Annotated in this window: 11 protein-coding genes; 7 read left to right on the forward strand and 4 right to left on the reverse strand. The window is 73.2% G+C overall.

All coding sequences use genetic code 11. From position 1 onward, the window contains the following. Positions 1-173: 173 nt before the first annotated feature. The 5 genes from AC3ET3_RS31640 (at position 174) to argF (ending at position 7,645) form a co-directional block, all read left to right on the forward strand. The gene (locus AC3ET3_RS31640; RefSeq protein ID WP_435613344.1) at positions 174-1,127 is read left to right on the forward strand and encodes a DUF4232 domain-containing protein; all 954 of its coding nucleotides are present in this window, start codon (positions 174-176) and stop codon (positions 1,125-1,127) included. Positions 1,128-1,207: 80 nt separating this feature from the next. Beyond that, entirely contained in the window at positions 1,208-2,674 is a 1,467-nt protein-coding gene (locus AC3ET3_RS31645) for a 3' terminal RNA ribose 2'-O-methyltransferase Hen1 (RefSeq protein WP_432137770.1), read from the forward strand. Further along, a complete protein-coding gene (locus AC3ET3_RS31650) occupies positions 2,671-5,241 on the forward strand; it encodes a polynucleotide kinase-phosphatase (RefSeq protein WP_432137769.1) in 2,571 nt (856 codons plus the stop codon). Before AC3ET3_RS31645 ends, AC3ET3_RS31650 begins: the two co-directional genes overlap by 4 nt. 103 nt (positions 5,242-5,344) lie before the next feature. Beyond that, positions 5,345-6,568: an arginine deiminase gene (locus AC3ET3_RS31655; RefSeq protein ID WP_435613345.1), complete on the forward strand. Its 1,224-nt coding sequence runs from the start codon at positions 5,345-5,347 to the stop codon at positions 6,566-6,568. Between the two features lie 69 nt (positions 6,569-6,637). Continuing rightward, positions 6,638-7,645 carry an ornithine carbamoyltransferase gene (gene argF, locus AC3ET3_RS31660; RefSeq protein WP_432157830.1) on the forward strand — a complete coding sequence of 336 codons (1,008 nt, stop codon included), beginning with the start codon at positions 6,638-6,640 and terminating at the stop codon, positions 7,643-7,645. Between the two features lie 36 nt (positions 7,646-7,681). On the opposite strand, the gene AC3ET3_RS31665 is transcribed toward argF, so the two are convergent. After that, on the reverse strand, positions 7,682-8,140 hold the full coding sequence (locus tag AC3ET3_RS31665) for an ATP-binding protein (RefSeq protein WP_432137819.1): 459 nt from the start codon (positions 8,138-8,140) through the stop codon (positions 7,682-7,684). Between the two features lie 286 nt (positions 8,141-8,426). Between AC3ET3_RS31665 and AC3ET3_RS31670 the strand changes: the two genes are divergently transcribed. After that, on the forward strand, positions 8,427-9,254 hold the full coding sequence (locus tag AC3ET3_RS31670; protein ID WP_432137766.1) for an enoyl-CoA hydratase family protein: 828 nt from the start codon (positions 8,427-8,429) through the stop codon (positions 9,252-9,254). Between the two features lie 2 nt (positions 9,255-9,256). After that, positions 9,257-11,575 carry a bifunctional salicylyl-CoA 5-hydroxylase/oxidoreductase gene (locus AC3ET3_RS31675; protein ID WP_435613355.1) on the forward strand — a complete coding sequence of 773 codons (2,319 nt, stop codon included), beginning with the start codon at positions 9,257-9,259 and terminating at the stop codon, positions 11,573-11,575. A gap of 16 nt (positions 11,576-11,591) precedes the next feature. Here AC3ET3_RS31675 and AC3ET3_RS31680 read toward each other — a convergent pair whose 3' ends face one another. From AC3ET3_RS31680 to AC3ET3_RS31690, 3 genes are all read right to left on the reverse strand, one after another. After that, positions 11,592-12,470 carry a sulfotransferase family protein gene (locus AC3ET3_RS31680; protein ID WP_435613346.1) on the reverse strand — a complete coding sequence of 293 codons (879 nt, stop codon included), beginning with the start codon at positions 12,468-12,470 and terminating at the stop codon, positions 11,592-11,594. A gap of 80 nt (positions 12,471-12,550) precedes the next feature. Beyond that, positions 12,551-13,375: a PaaX family transcriptional regulator gene (locus AC3ET3_RS31685; protein WP_432137763.1), complete on the reverse strand. Its 825-nt coding sequence runs from the start codon at positions 13,373-13,375 to the stop codon at positions 12,551-12,553. Positions 13,376-13,390: 15 nt separating this feature from the next. Continuing rightward, positions 13,391-14,980 carry an AMP-binding protein gene (locus AC3ET3_RS31690; RefSeq protein ID WP_432137818.1) on the reverse strand — a complete coding sequence of 530 codons (1,590 nt, stop codon included), beginning with the start codon at positions 14,978-14,980 and terminating at the stop codon, positions 13,391-13,393. Between the last annotated feature and the right edge of the window lie 46 nt (positions 14,981-15,026).

A 15,026-nucleotide genomic window follows, 5' to 3' on the forward strand; every position in this document is an offset into this window, starting at 1 on the left:
GGCAGCCGTCACCCTCGCCTCGCTCCTGATGTGGGCGTGACATTTGAAGACAACTCCTAGACGCCGCCGAGGCTCCGCAGCCGACGGGAGCGGGTGGCGTCTGTGACAGGCCTGTGACCGGAACTGTGGCTTCCGTCACGGCTGTCCGGCCGGACCCCTGATGGGCTGGCCGGATGCGCAGAGCCACCCCCCTCGTCCCCGTCGTCGCCGCCCTGCTCGTGCTGACGGCCTGCGGTTCCGAACAGTCCGGCACCCGGCAGGGTGGCGCGGGCGAGGCCGCGGGTCCGGCCTCCGGCGCCCCGGTGACCGACCCGCCCGTGGACGGGGTCCGGATCACCTCCGTGACCATCCCGTCCCCCAGCCCCTCCCCGAAGCGCTCGTACAGCGTGCAGGCCGAGCGACTGCCCGGCGACTCCGGCATCTCCGCCGCCTACGAGGTCACCAACGACGGCACCGAGGCACTGACGTACGAGATCCTGTTCCACTTCACCACCGACTCCGGCGCGTCCATGGCCAACCGCGAGGTGACCGTGCGCGACGTCCGGCCCGGCGCCACGGCGCGCGGCACCGTGGAGCTGGGTGTCCTTCAGCGGGGCGCGTCCGCGGTGACCCGGGTGAAGGTCGGCCGGGTCACCAAGGTCCCCGCCGCCGAGGCCCCGCCCGCACCCGGCGACTGCCCCGAGGGCGGCGTCCGGGTCACCGTCGACGACGGCGACGCGGCGATGGGCCTGCGCGTGGTCGGCCTGCACCTGGAGAACTGCGGCACCTCCCCCTACAGCCTGGACGGCTACCCGGAGCTGACCCTCCTCGACGACGGTCTGAAGCCGGTCGACGGCGTCACCGTGGTGCACGGCAGCGGCGGCATCAGCACCGGCACCCGCTTCGACGAACCGCCCCGGCCGCTGACCCTGAAGCCGGGCGAGAAGGCCGTCTCCGGACTGATGTGGCGCAACACGACCCAGTTCGGCGAGCCCGTGAACGTGCCGTACGTCCGGGTCCGCGCCAAGGCCGGTGCCGCCCCCGTGACCGTGACCCCGCACCTCGACCTCGGCACCACCGGCAAGCTGGCCGTACGCGCCTGGGCCCCCGCCCCCGAGGAGACGGACCGGAAAATGCCGCGTACCTGACCGGCGACCTTCCGTAGGCTGGGCCCTCGGCGCGGACAACCAGCGCGTTCCCTGCTCACACGCCATACGAGGCAATCACCGTGTTCCTGACGATCAGCACCACCGGCACCCCGGAGCGACCCGCGACCGACCTCGGGTTCCTGCTGCACAAGCATCCCGACAAGGCGCAGGCGTTCTCCACCTCCTACGGCAGGGCGCACGTCCTGTACCCGGAGGCGGGCGAGCTGCGGTGCACGGCGGCTCTGCTGCTGGAGGTGGACGCGGTGACACTGGTCCGGCGGGGCAAGGGCAAGGGCCGCGGTGGAGCGCCCGACGCGGCGCTCGCGCAGTACGTCAACGACCGCCCGTACGCCGCCTCCTCCCTGCTCGCGGTGGCGCTGAGCAGCGTCTTCTCCAGCGCCATGCGGGGCGTGTGCACGGCCCGCCCCGAACGCGCCGCCGAGCCGCTGCCGCTGCGCGTGGAGGTCCCCGCGCTGCCCGCCCGGGGCGGACCCGAACTCGTACGCCGCCTCTTCGAGCCGCTCGGCTGGCAGGCCGGCGTCGAACCGGTCGCCCTGGACGCCGAGTTCCCGGAGTGGGGCGACTCGCGCTACGTCCGGCTGGTGCTGGAGTCCGAGACGCTGACCCTGGCCGAGGCGCTGCGCCACCTCTACGTCCTGCTGCCGGTCCTCGACGACGCCAAGCACTACTGGGTCGCCGCCGACGAGGTCGACAAGCTGCTGCGGGCCGGCGAGGGCTGGCTGCCCGGCCACCCCGAGCAGAAGCTCATCACCAGCCGCTACCTGTCGCGCCGCTGGTCGCTGACCCGGCAGGCGATGGAGCGCCTGGAGCTGGTGCGGTTGGCCGAGAGCGACGACAGCGAGGTCGAGGAGCTGGACAACGCGGTCGAGGCGGATGCCGAGACCGAGGAGAAGCCGACCCCGCTCGCCGTCCACCGCCGGCAGGCGATCCTCACCGAACTGCACGCCGCCGGCGCCGCCCGGGTCCTCGACCTGGGCTGCGGTCAGGGGCAGTTGGTGCAGGAACTGCTCAAGGACACCCGGTTCACGGAGATCGTGGGCCTGGACGTCTCCGTGCGCGCCCTCACCATCGCGTCCCGCCGGCTGAAGCTGGACCGGCTCGGCGAGCGGCAGGCGTCGCGGGTGAAGCTCTGGCAGGGCTCGCTGGCGTACACCGACCGCCGGCTCAAGGGCTACGACGCGGCCGTGCTCAGCGAGGTGATCGAGCACCTCGACCTGCCCCGGCTGCCGGCCCTGGAGTACGCGGTGTTCGGGTCCGCCCGGCCCCGCACGGTCCTCGTGACCACCCCGAACGTGGAGTACAACGTCCGCTGGGAGTCGCTGCCGGCCGGACACGTCCGGCACGGCGACCACCGCTTCGAGTGGACCCGCGAGGAGTTCCGCACCTGGGCGGCGGCCGTGGCCGAACGGCACGGCTACCAGGTCGGGTTCCGGCCGGTCGGGCCGGACGACCCCGAGGTGGGACCGCCCACCCAGATGGCCGTGTTCAGCAGGACCGTGACCGAGAAGGAGGCGAAGGCGGCATGACCGGAACGACCACCACCCAGGGGCGGGTGCTGCCCGTCACCGACCTCTCGCTCGTCGTCCTCGTCGGCGCGTCCGGCTCGGGCAAGTCCACGTTCGCCCGACGGCACTTCAAGCCGACCGAGGTGATCTCCTCCGACTTCTGCCGGGGCCTGGTCTCCGACGACGAGAACGACCAGAGCGCCACCGGGGACGCCTTCGACGTCCTGCACTACATCGCGGGCAAGCGGCTCGCGGCCGGCCGCCGCACCGTCGTCGACGCGACCAGCGTGCAGAAGGAGGCCCGGCGGCAGCTGGTCGACCTGGCGCGCCGGCACGACGTGCTGCCCATCGCCATCGTGCTGGACGTGCCGGAGGAGGTGTGCGCCGAGCGCAACGCGGCGCGCACCGACCGCGCCGACATGCCCCGCCGGGTCATCCGCCGCCATACCCGCGACCTGCGCTCCTCCCTGCGTCACCTGGAGCGCGAGGGCTTCCGCAAGGTGCACGTCCTGCGCGGCGTGGACGAGATCGAGCACGCCACCGTCCGCACCGAGAAGCGCTTCAACGACCTGACCCACCTCGCCGGCCCCTTCGACATCATCGGCGACGTCCACGGCTGCGCCTTTGAACTGGAGTCCCTGCTCGGCAAGCTCGGCTACGTCGACGGGGTGCACCCCGAGGGCCGTACGGCCGTCTTCGTCGGCGACCTGGTCGACCGAGGGCCGGACAGCCCGGGCGTGCTGCGCCGCGTGATGGGCATGGTCGAGTCGGGCCACGCGCTGTGCGTGCCCGGCAACCACGAGAACAAGTACGGGCGGTACCTGCACGGCCGCAACGTGCGGCACACCCACGGCCTCGCCGAGACCATCGCGCAGATGGAGGGCGAGAGCGAGGAGTTCCGGCAGCAGGTCAGGGCGTTCCTGGACGGGTTGGTCAGCCACTACGTCCTCGACGGCGGCCGGCTGGTGGTCTGCCACGCCGGCCTGCCGGAGAAGTACCACGGCCGCACCTCCGGCCGGGTCCGCTCGCACGCGCTGTACGGCGAGACCACCGGCGAGACCGACGAGTTCGGGCTGCCGGTGCGCTACCCGTGGGCGGAGGACTACCGGGGGCGGGCGGCCGTGGTCTACGGGCACACCCCGGTGCCGGAGGCCACCTGGCTGAACAACACCATCTGCCTGGACACCGGGGCCGTCTTCGGCGGCAGGCTCACCGCGCTGCGCTGGCCGGAGCGGGAACTGGTCGACGTGCCGGCGGAGCGGACGTGGTACGAGCCGACCAGGCCGCTGGCCACCGAGGCGCCCGGCGGGCACGAGGGCCGGCCGCTGGACCTGGCGGACGTGCACGGCAAGCGGATCATCGAGACCCGGTACCAGCCCAGGATCACGATCCGCGAGGAGAACGCGGCGGCGGCCCTGGAGGTCGTCAGCCGGTTCGCGGTCGACCCGCGCCTGCTGCCGTACCTCCCGCCGACCATGGCCCCGACCGCCACGTCCCGGGTGGACGGCTACCTGGAGCACCCGGTGGAGGCGTTCGCGCAGTACGCGGCGGACGGCGTGGAGCGTGTCGTGTGCGAGGAGAAGCACATGGGGTCCCGGGCGGTGGCCCTGGTCTGCCGGGACGCGGACGCGGCGCGCAAGAGGTTCGGCGTCGACGGCCCGACCGGGTCCCTGTACACCCGTACCGGCCGGCCCTTCTTCGACGACCGGGCGATGACGGAGGCGGTCCTCGGGCGCCTGCGCACGGCCGTCGACGAGGCAGGGCTGTGGACGGAACTCGCCGCGTCCGGCAGCGCCTCCGGCACGGTGGACTGGCTGCTGCTGGACGCCGAGCTGATGCCGTGGTCGCTGAAGGCGTCCGGACTGCTGCGCTCGCAGTACGCGGCGGTCGGCGCGGCCTCCGGTGCGGTGTTCCCGGGCGTGCTCGCCGCGCTGGAGGGCGCGGCGGCGCGCGGCGTGGACGTGGCGGAGCTGCTGGGCCGCCAGCGCGAGCGGGCCTCGGACGCGGCCGCCTTCACGGCGGCGTACCGGCGCTACTGCTGGCCGACTGACGGCCTGGACGGCGTGCGGCTGGCCCCGTTCCAGATCCTCGCCGTCCAGGGCCGCAGCCTCGCGGCCCTGCCGCACGACGCACAACTGGCGTTGCTGGACCGGCTGGTGGAGCACGACCCCACCGGCCTGCTGCAGACCACCCGACGGCTCCACGTCGACACCGGCGACCCGGAGTCGGTGCGGGCGGGCGTCGACTGGTGGCTGGAGATGACCGGCCGGGGCGGCGAGGGCATGGTGGTCAAGCCGGTCGGCGCGCTGGTCCGCGACGGCGAGGGCCGACTGGTCCAGCCCGGTATCAAGTGCCGGGGCCGCGAGTACCTGCGGATCATCTACGGCCCGGAGTACACCCGCCCCGACCACCTGGCCCGGTTGCGGAACCGCTTCCTCAACCACAAGCGGTCCCTCGCGCTCCGCGAGTACGCCCTCGGCCTGGAGGCCCTGGACCGGCTGGCCGAGGGGGAGCCGCTGTGGCGGGTGCACGAGGCGGTGTTCGGGGTGCTGGCCCTGGAGTCGGAGCCGGTGGACCCACGGCTGTGACACCGGCTGTGACACCGGCGGTGAAAGCGGCCGTGGCACCGGCCGTGCGACGAGAACGGACGGAAACGGGGTGAACACGCGTCCGCCCGGTCAGGATGGAGACATGGCATTCCATGTCGACTCCGAGGCCGGGCGGCTGCGCCGCGTCATCCTGCACCGGCCGGATCTGGAGCTCAAAAGGCTCACCCCCAGCAACAAGGACGCCCTGCTCTTCGACGACGTGCTGTGGGTGCGCCGGGCGCGCGCCGAGCACGACGGGTTCGCGGACGTGCTGCGCGACCGGGGCGTCGAGGTGCACCTCTTCGGCGACCTGCTCACCGAGGCCCTGGAGATCCCGGCGGCCCGAGCGCTCGTCCTGGATCGGGTCTTCGACGAGAAGGCGTACGGCGTCCTCGCCACCGATCACCTCAGGGCCGCCTTCGAGACCCTGCCCGCGCCCAAGCTGGCCGAGGCCCTCGTCGGCGGCATGACCAAGCGGGAGTTCCTGGAGGCGTACCCCGAGCCGGTCTCGGTGCGCTTCCACGTCATGGAGCTGGACGACTTCCTGCTCGACCCGCTGCCCAACCACCTGTTCACCCGGGACACCTCCGCCTGGATCTACGACGGTGTGTCGATCAACGCGATGCGCTGGCCGGCCAGGCAGCGCGAGACCGTCCACTTCGAGGCGATCTACCGGCACCACCCGCTCTTCCGGGACGAGGCGTTCCACCTGTGGTCCGAGGGGCAGGCCGACTACCCGTCGACCATCGAGGGCGGGGACGTCCTGGTGATCGGCAACGGTGCCGTCCTGATCGGCATGAGCGAGCGCACGACGCCGCAGGCGGTCGAGATGCTCGCCCACAAGCTGTTCGCGGCCGGCTCGGCGCGGACCATCGTGGCCCTGGACATGCCGAAGCGGCGGGCCCTCATGCATCTCGACACCGTGATGACGATGGTCGACGGGGACACCTTCACCCAGTACGCGGGACTCGGCATGCTGCGCTCGTACACCGTCGAGCCGGGGGCCGGCGACAAGGAGCTCAAGGTCACCGACCATCCGCCGGAGCACATGCACCGCGCCGTCGCCGCCGCCCTCGGCCTGAGCGAGATCCGGGTGCTCACCGCCACGCAGGACGTGCACGCCGCCGAGCGCGAGCAGTGGGACGACGGCTGCAACGTGCTGTGCGTCGAGCCGGGCGTGGTGGTCGCCTACGAGCGCAACTCCACCACCAACACCCATCTGCGCAAGCAGGGCATCGAGGTGATCGAGATCCCGGGCAGCGAGCTGGGGCGGGGCCGGGGCGGCCCGCGGTGCATGAGCTGTCCCGTGGAGCGAGACGCCGTATAGAAATTCTGCCTTTCGTATAGACTTCCACGGTCCCTGTCCCTGGTACCACCGCACCACTGGAGCGTCCCCATGGCGACTGCCCCGACCGCCCTCGCCGGCCGCCACTTCCTCAAGGAGCTCGACCTCACCGCGCAGGAGTTCCGCGGCCTGGTGGAGCTGGCCGCCGAGCTGAAGGCGGCCAAACGGGCCGGGACCGAGGAGCGCCGCCTGACCGGGAAGAACATCGCGCTGATCTTCGAGAAGACCTCGACGCGCACCCGCTGCGCGTTCGAGGTCGCGGCCGCCGACCAGGGCGCCTGCACCACGTACCTCGACCCGGCGGGCTCCCAGATCGGCCACAAGGAGTCCGTGAAGGACACCGCGCGCGTCCTGGGCCGGATGTTCGACGGGATCGAGTACCGCGGCGACAGCCAGCGGAAGGTCGAGGAACTGGCCGCGCACGCCGGCGTTCCCGTCTACAACGGTCTCACCGACGACTGGCACCCCACCCAGATGCTCGCCGACGTGCTCACGATGACCGAGCACTGCGCCCGGCCCCTGCCGGAGATCTCCTACGCCTACCTCGGCGACGCCCGCTTCAACATGGGCAACTCCTACCTGGTCACCGGCGCCCTGCTGGGCATGGACGTGCGGATCGTCGCCCCGAAGTCCTACTGGCCCGCGCAGGAGGTCGTCGACCGCGCCCGGGAGCTGGCCGCGGACAGCGGGGCCAGGATCACCCTCACCGAGTCCGTCGAGGAGGGTGCCGCGGGCGCCGACTTCGTCGCCACCGACGTCTGGGTCTCCATGGGGGAGCCGAAGCAGGTCTGGGACGAGCGGATCGCGGCCCTCGGCCCGTACGCCGTGACCATGGACGTCCTGCGCGCCACCGGCAACCCGGACGTGAAGTTCCTGCACTGCCTGCCGGCCTTCCACGACCTCGGCACACAGGTCGGCCGCGAGATCCACGAGAGCCACGGCCTGGACTCGCTGGAGGTGACCGACGAGGTGTTCGAGTCGGCGCACTCCGTCGTCTTCGACGAGGCCGAGAACCGCATGCACACCATCAAGGCCGTCCTGGTCGCCACTCTCGCCTGACGGCGGCCCGTACGGGGTGTACGGGTGCCGTCGGCGTCACAGCGGGCGCCGGCCGCGCTGCGGGGGTACCGCCGCGAGCCGGAACCACACCGCCTTGCCGTTCTCGGTGGGGCGGTGCCCGCACGACGAGCTGAGCGCGCGGATCAGCAGCAGACCCCGCCCGTGTTCCTGCCAGGGGTCGACCTCGCCGCCCGCCCCCCGGGTCAGATCGCCGGGCGGCGCCGGGTCCGGGTCGTGCACCTCCACCCGGCAGCCGCCCGGCAGCAGCTCCACCACCAGCTCTATCGGACCGCGGCCCGCCGTGTGCTCCACCGCGTTCGCCACCAGCTCGGCGGTGAGCAGCTCCGCGGTGTCGCTGTCCGCGCCGTGCTCCAGCTCCGCCAGTGCCGTGCGGACCAGGGCGCGCGCCACCGGCACCGCCGCGGTGGTGTGCGGCAGCGCGATGTGCCAGGAGGCTGAGGCGGGAGGGCGTTCGGGCAAGGCGAGTCCGTTCATGGCGCAGGTCCCCGCGATGGACGTCGTCATATCGGGTCGTCCTGCTTTCAACGTGAGATGGTACGGCGGCCTCCGGCGGAGGCGCACGGCGGGCGCCGCGCGGGACCTCTCGTCCCGCTACCGGCGCCTTACCCCGGTCAACGGCCCGGCCCTCCGGTCCGGTCCCGCTGTTGCCGCCTTGTGGACGACCGGTGACACGGCCCGGGACATGTCCGCGGCACCCTTGCGCCACCCGGCTTATATCGCCCTCATGACGACAGTCACATTGCGGTGATAACTTCGGGGGGTGAGTCCCTTCACCGGATCAGCCGCCCGCACCGACGACTGGGAACACCTGCGCGTCGAGCGCGCCGACGGCGTCGCCACCGTCACCCTCGCCCGCCCCGATCGGCTCAACGCCCTCACCTTCGGCGCCTACGCCGACCTGCGCGACCTGCTCGCCGAACTGTCCCGCGAGCGCTCCGTGAGCGCCCTCGTCCTGGCCGGCGAGGGACGCGGCTTCTGCTCCGGCGGCGACGTCGACGAGATCATCGGTGCCACCCTGTCCATGGACACCGCCCGGCTCCTCGACTTCAACCGGATGACCGGCCAGGTGGTACGGGCGATCCGCGAGTGCCCATTCCCCGTGATCGCCGCCGTGCACGGAGTCGCGGCGGGCGCGGGCGCCGTCCTCGCCCTGGCCGCCGACTTCCGCGTGGCCGACCCCACCGCCCGGTTCGCCTTCCTCTTCACGAAGGTCGGCCTCTCCGGCGGCGACATGGGCGCCGCCTACCTGCTCCCGAGGGTCGTCGGCCTCGGCCACGCCACCCGCCTGCTGATGCTCGGCGACCCGGTCCCCGCCCCCGAGGCCGAGCGCATCGGCCTGATCAGCGAACTCGTCCCCGAGGGCGACACCGACCGCGCCGCCCTGACCCTGGCCCGGCGTCTGGCCGAGGGCCCCGCTCTGGCGTACGCCCAGACCAAGGCCCTCCTGACCGCGGAACTGGACATGCCGCTGGGAGCGGCGGTGGAGATGGACGCGGCGACGCAGGCGCTGCTGATGAACGGCGAGGACTACGCCGAGTTCCACCGGGCGTTCACGGAGAAGCGGCCCCCCAAGTGGAAGGGGCGGTGACCGTGCCCACGGACGAGGCGCGGGACGCCGCGCCGCACCCGCACCCGCAACCGCACCCGCGACGCATCGCGGTCATCGGCGGCGGCCCGGGCGGCCTCTACGCCGCGGCCCTGCTCAAACGCCTCGACCCGGCCCGGGAGATCACCGTCTGGGAACGCAACGCCCCCGACGACACCTTCGGCTTCGGGGTGGTCCTCTCCGACGAGACGCTCGGCGGCATCGAACACGCCGACCCCCAGGTCTACGCGGAACTGCAGAGGCGTTTCACCCGCTGGGACGAGATAGACATCGTCCGCGGAGACACCCGCCACACCTCGGGAGGACACGGCTTCGCCGCCCTGGGCAGGAAACACCTCCTGCAGATCCTGCACGAGCGCTGCCGCGCCCTCGGCGTGGAGCTCCGCTTCCGCACCGAGGCCCCCCACCCGTCCCGGCTCGCCGAGGAGTACGACCTGGTCGTCGCCGCCGACGGCGTGCACAGCTCCACCCGGGAGACCTACGCCGACGCGTTCCGCCCCAGCGTCACGACGCACCGCTGCCGCTACATCTGGCTCGCCGCCGACTTCGCCCTCGGCGCCTTCCGCTTCGAGATCGCGCGGACCGAGCACGGCGTCATGCAGCTGCACGGCTACCCGTTCTCCGCCGACGCCTCCACCGTGATCGTCGAGATGCGCGAGGAGGTGTGGCGCGCGGCCGGCTTCGACGCGATGGACGAGCACGAGTCCGTCGAGCGGTGCGCGAAGATCTTCTCCGACGCGCTCGGCGGCCGGCCCCTGCGGTCCAACAAGTCGGCCTGGACGACGTTCCGCACGGTCGTCAACGAGCGCTGGTCGCACGGCAACGTGGTCCTCCTCGGCGACGCCGCCCACACCGCCCACTTCTCCATCGGCTCCGGCACCAAGCTCGCCGTCGAGGACGCCCTCGCCCTCGCCGCCTGCCTGACCGAACAGCCCACCCTGGAAAGGGCGTTGGTTGCCTACGAGGAGGAGCGCAAGCCGGTCGTCGCCTCGACCCAGCGAGCCGCGCGGGCCAGCCTGGAGTGGTTCGAGCACCTGGCCTCCTACCTCGGCCAGCCCGCCCGGCAGTTCGCCTTCAACCTGCTCACCCGCAGCCGCCGGGTCACCCACGACAACCTGCGGCTGCGCGACGCGCGCTTCACCTCGGCCGTGGAGCGGGAGTTCGGCTGCCCGCCCGGCACACCCCCGATGTTCACCCCGTTCCGGCTGCGCGGACTCACCCTGCGCAACCGCGTCGTCGTCTCCCCGATGGACATGTACTCCGCGGTCGACGGCGTCCCCGGCGACTTCCACCTGGTGCACCTGGGGGCCCGAGCGCTGGGCGGGGCCGGGCTGGTGATGACCGAGATGGTCTGCGTCAGCGCGGAGGGCCGGATCACCCCCGGCTGCGCCGGCCTGTACACCGGCCGCCAGGCCGAGGCGTGGCGGCGGATCGCCGACTTCGTGCACGCCCGGGCGCCCGGTACCGCCCTCGGCGTGCAGCTCGGGCACAGCGGCCGCAAGGGTTCCACGCGGGTGATGTGGGAGGGCATGGACGAGCCGCTGCCCGACGGCAACTGGCCGCTGGTCGCCGCCTCGCCGCTGCCCTACAAGCCGGGCGGCCAGGTCCCTCGCGAGCTGTCCCGGGCGCAGCTCACCGACATCCGCGAACAGTTCGCGACCGCCGCCGCGCGGGCCGCGCGCGCCGGGTTCGACCTGCTGGAACTGCACTGCGCCCACGGCTATCTGCTGTCCGGTTTCCTGTCCCCGCTGACCAACCGCCGCACCGACGCCTACGGCGGCTCGGCCGAACGGCGGCTGCGCTTCCCCCTGGAGGTCTTCGACGCGGTGCGGGCGGTGTGGCCGCCGGAACGGCCGATGACCGTACGGATCTCCGCCACCGACTGGGCCGAGGGCGGCACCACCGCCGAGGGCGCGGTGGAGATCGCGCGGGCCTTCGCGGCGCACGGGGCCGACGCCATCGACGTGTCCACGGGGCAGGTGGTGGCCGAGGAGCGGCCGGAGTTCGGGCGGTCGTACCAGACGCCGTTCGCGGACCGGATCCGGCACGAGGTGGGGGTGCCGGTGATCGCGGTCGGGGCGATCTCCTCCTGGGACGACGTCAACTCACTGATCCTGGCGGGCCGCACCGACCTGTGCGCGCTGGCCCGGCCCCATCTGTACGACCCGCACTGGACCCTGCACGCCGCGGCCGAGCAGGGCTACGAGGGGCCGGGGGCCGGCTGGCCGGCGCCCTACCGGGCGGGCAGCCGGCCGCCCCGGACGGGGCGCACGGACGCGCCGAAGCCCCGGCTCCGGCTGTGATCCGGGCACCGGCCCGTCACGCGTACCCCCACGCCTCGCACATCGGCAGCAGCCGTCCGTGGATCTCGTCCCGCTCCGGCAGGGCCCGCCCGGGCTGCACGGTGCCGGTGCGGATCGTGGGCCGCCAGTCGCCGAGCCCGCGCGGCACCTCCGTACCGCCGGCACGCCCGTAGTCGACCATGCCGGGTTCGTACTCCACGTCGAGGAACGCGCACAGCCGGTGCAGCTGCCGCTCCGGGTCCTCGGTGATGTCCTCGTAGCGCACGGTGCACCCGCCGGGGAGGGCCTTGCGGGCGTCGTCGACGGCCGCCACGTACCGCAGGGCGTCCGCGACCGCCTTCTCGTAGGGCCGTTTCTCCGGGTCGCTCTCGTGCCAGGAGCGGGCGACGGACTCCGGGTGGCGCAGCAGGAACACGAACCGGGCGTCCGGCCAGCAGTCCCGGACGCGGCGGATGTCGAAGACGTTGCCGGGCGTCTTCTCCACCAGGTGATCCTTGCCCGAGCGCACCAGTTCCCAGTGCATGAGCCGGTCCCACAGCAGGTGCTCCAGGTCGCCGCGCTCCAGCCCGAGGCGGGTCATGGAGTACTGGGAGACGGAGCTGCCGAAGCCGACCTCCAGGCGGGTGATGTGCAGTTCGTGGGGGGAGTGCAGCCGGGAGTGGGCGTTCAGCATCAGGCGCAGCAGCGTCGAGCCGGAGCGGATCGAGGAGACGATGAACGCGGGCCGGCGCAGCAGTCTGTCCGTCGCCGGCTCCTCGGCCGACGGGCGACGGTAGGCGGGGGCGGGCCGCTGCGGGGCGGCCGCGGGCCGCGGGGTGCCGGGCCGGGGCGCCCGGCGCACCTGGAGGCCGGTGGTGGCGGTCAGTGCCCGGTTCAGGCTGCGCTTCAGAGTCATGGACCGGAAGCTAGGCGGCGATGCTGGGAAGAGGCTCGGAACGACCTGAGCGTTCCCCCAGGGGCCTGGTGCGGCACTCCTCAGCCGGGAAGGGGGATCCCCGCGAACGCCGCACCCGCGTCGCGCAGCCGCTCGTGCAGGCCCCGGAAGACGGCCGCCGAACGGGCCCCCGGCCAGTCGGCGGGCAGCAGCCGGACGGGCAGCCCGGGGTCGGTGTAGGGCAGGTGGCGCCAGGAGTCCAGGGCGAGGAGGTAGTCCCGGTAGGCCTCCTGCGGCGGGGTGTCCGCGCGCCGCTCCCAGGCGTGCAGCACGGGCGCGTGCCGGTCGAGGAACGCCTCGTGCTCCTTGGCGATGGCCGCCAGGTCCCACCAGCGGGCCACCGCCTGCGCGGTCGGCGTGAACCCGAGGTGGTCTCCGCGGAAGAAGTCCACGTAGGGGGCGAGGCCGAGGCGCCGCAGCGTGTGCCGGGTCTCCTCGAACAGCCGGGCCGGCGCGATCCACACGCCGGGCGCCGCGGTGCCGAAGCCCAGGCCCGCCAGGCGGGAGCGCAGCACGTGCCGCTTCTGCCGCTCCGACTCCGGCACCGAGAACACCGCCAGGACCCAGCTCTCGTCCTCCGGCGGCGCGTCGGCGTAGATCCGCCGGTCGCCGTCGTCGAGCAGCTGCCGTGCTTCGGCAGACAGTTCGTAGCCCGCCGCGCCCCCGGCGGTGCGCGCCGGCAGCAGCAGGCCGCGCCGTTTGAGCCGGGACACCGAGGAACGCACGGAGGGCGCGTCGACGCCGACCGCGGCGAGCAGGCGGATCAGCTCGGCCACGGGCACGGGGCCCGGCGCGAACCGGCCGTAGGCGCCGTAGAGCGTGACGATCAGAGACCGGGGAGCATGCTGGTCTGACACGTTGATCATCTTAGGTCGTCGGCATCACTGCTGGTCACCCTCGGTGCGCAGACGGAACCGCTGAAGTTTGCCGGTCGCGGTGCGCGGCAGCGCGTCAAGGAACACGATCTCGCGTGGGCACTTGTACGGTGCCAGCTCCCGCTTGACGAAGGCGCGCAGCGCCGCCGCGTCCCGCCGGGCGCCCCCGCGCAGGACCACGAAACCGGCCACGACCTGCCCGCGCTCCTCGTCGGGCCGCCCCACCACGGCCGCCTCCACCACGTCCGGGTGGCGCAGCAGCGCCTCCTCCACCTCCGGCCCGGCGATGTTGTACCCGGCCGAGATGATCATGTCGTCGGCGCGCGCCACGTACCGGAAGTAGCCGTCGGCATCGCGGACGTAGGTGTCCCCGGTGACGTTCCAGCCGTCGCGCACGTAGTCGCGCTGGCGCGGGTCGTCGAGATAGCGGCAGCCCACCGGGCCGCGCACGGCGAGCAGCCCGGGTTCCCCGTCGGGCACGGGCACGCCGTTCGCGTCCTGCACACGCGCGTGCCAGCCCGGGACCGGCAGCCCGGTCGTACCCGGCCGGATGTCTTCGTCGGCGGCCGAGATGAAGATGTGCAGCAGCTCGGTGGCGCCGATGCCGTTGATGACGCGCACCCCGGTGCGCTCGTGCCAGGCCCGCCAGGTGGCCTCGGGCAGGTTCTCGCCGGCCGACACGCAGCGCCGCAGACAGGACACGTCGTGCCCGTCCAGCTCGGCCAGCATCGCCCGGTAGGCGGTCGGCGCGGTGAACAGCACCGACACCCGGTGCTCGGCGACCGCGGGCAACAGCTGCCGGGGGCCGGCCTGTTCGAGCAGCAGGGCGCTCGCACCGACCCGCAGCGGGAAGACGACCAGCCCGCCCAGCCCGAAGGTGAACCCGAGCGGGGGACTGCCGGCGAAGACGTCGTCGGCGCACGGCCGCAGCACGTGCCGGGCGAAGGTGTCCGCGACGGCGAGGACGTCCCGGTGGAAGTGCGCGCAGCCCTTCGGGCGGCCCGTGGTGCCGGAGGTGAAGGCGATCAGCGCCACGTCGTCGGAGGCGGTGTCCACGGCGCGGTACGGCGTGTCCGGCGCGGGCCGCCGCAGCAGGTCGTCGGGGCCGCCCCCGCCGTACGTCACGACGCGCAGGCCGGGCACGTCCGCCTTGACGAGGTCGTCGACGCAGCGCGCGTCGCACAGCGCGTGCTCCACCCGGGCGATCTCGCAGACCGTGCGCAGCTCGTGCGACCGCTGCTGGGCCAGGACGGTGACGGCGACCGCGCCCGCCTTGAGCACCGCGAGCCAGCAGGCGGCCAGCCAGGGCGCGGTCGGGCCGCGCAGCAGCACCCGCTGCCCGGGTACGACACCCAGCTCCCCGGTGAGCAGATGTGCCAGCCGGTCGACCCGGGCGCGCAGCTCGCCGTACGTCCACACGCTGTCCGGGGTGCGGAAGGCCGGCCGGCCGGGGTCGGTGCCGGCGAGCAGCTCGGCGGCGCAGTTGAGCCGTTCCGGGTAGTGCAGCTCGGGCAGGTCGAAGGTCAGGTCGGGCCACTGGCCGGGCGGCGGGAGGTGGTCGCGCGCGAAGGTGTCGACGTGGGCCGAGACGTTCATGGCGGATCGCCCCCTCAGGGCCTGGGTGGGCTCGCCCTCGGAGCGT

It is taken from the genome of Streptomyces sp. bgisy159 (assembly GCF_057707805.1).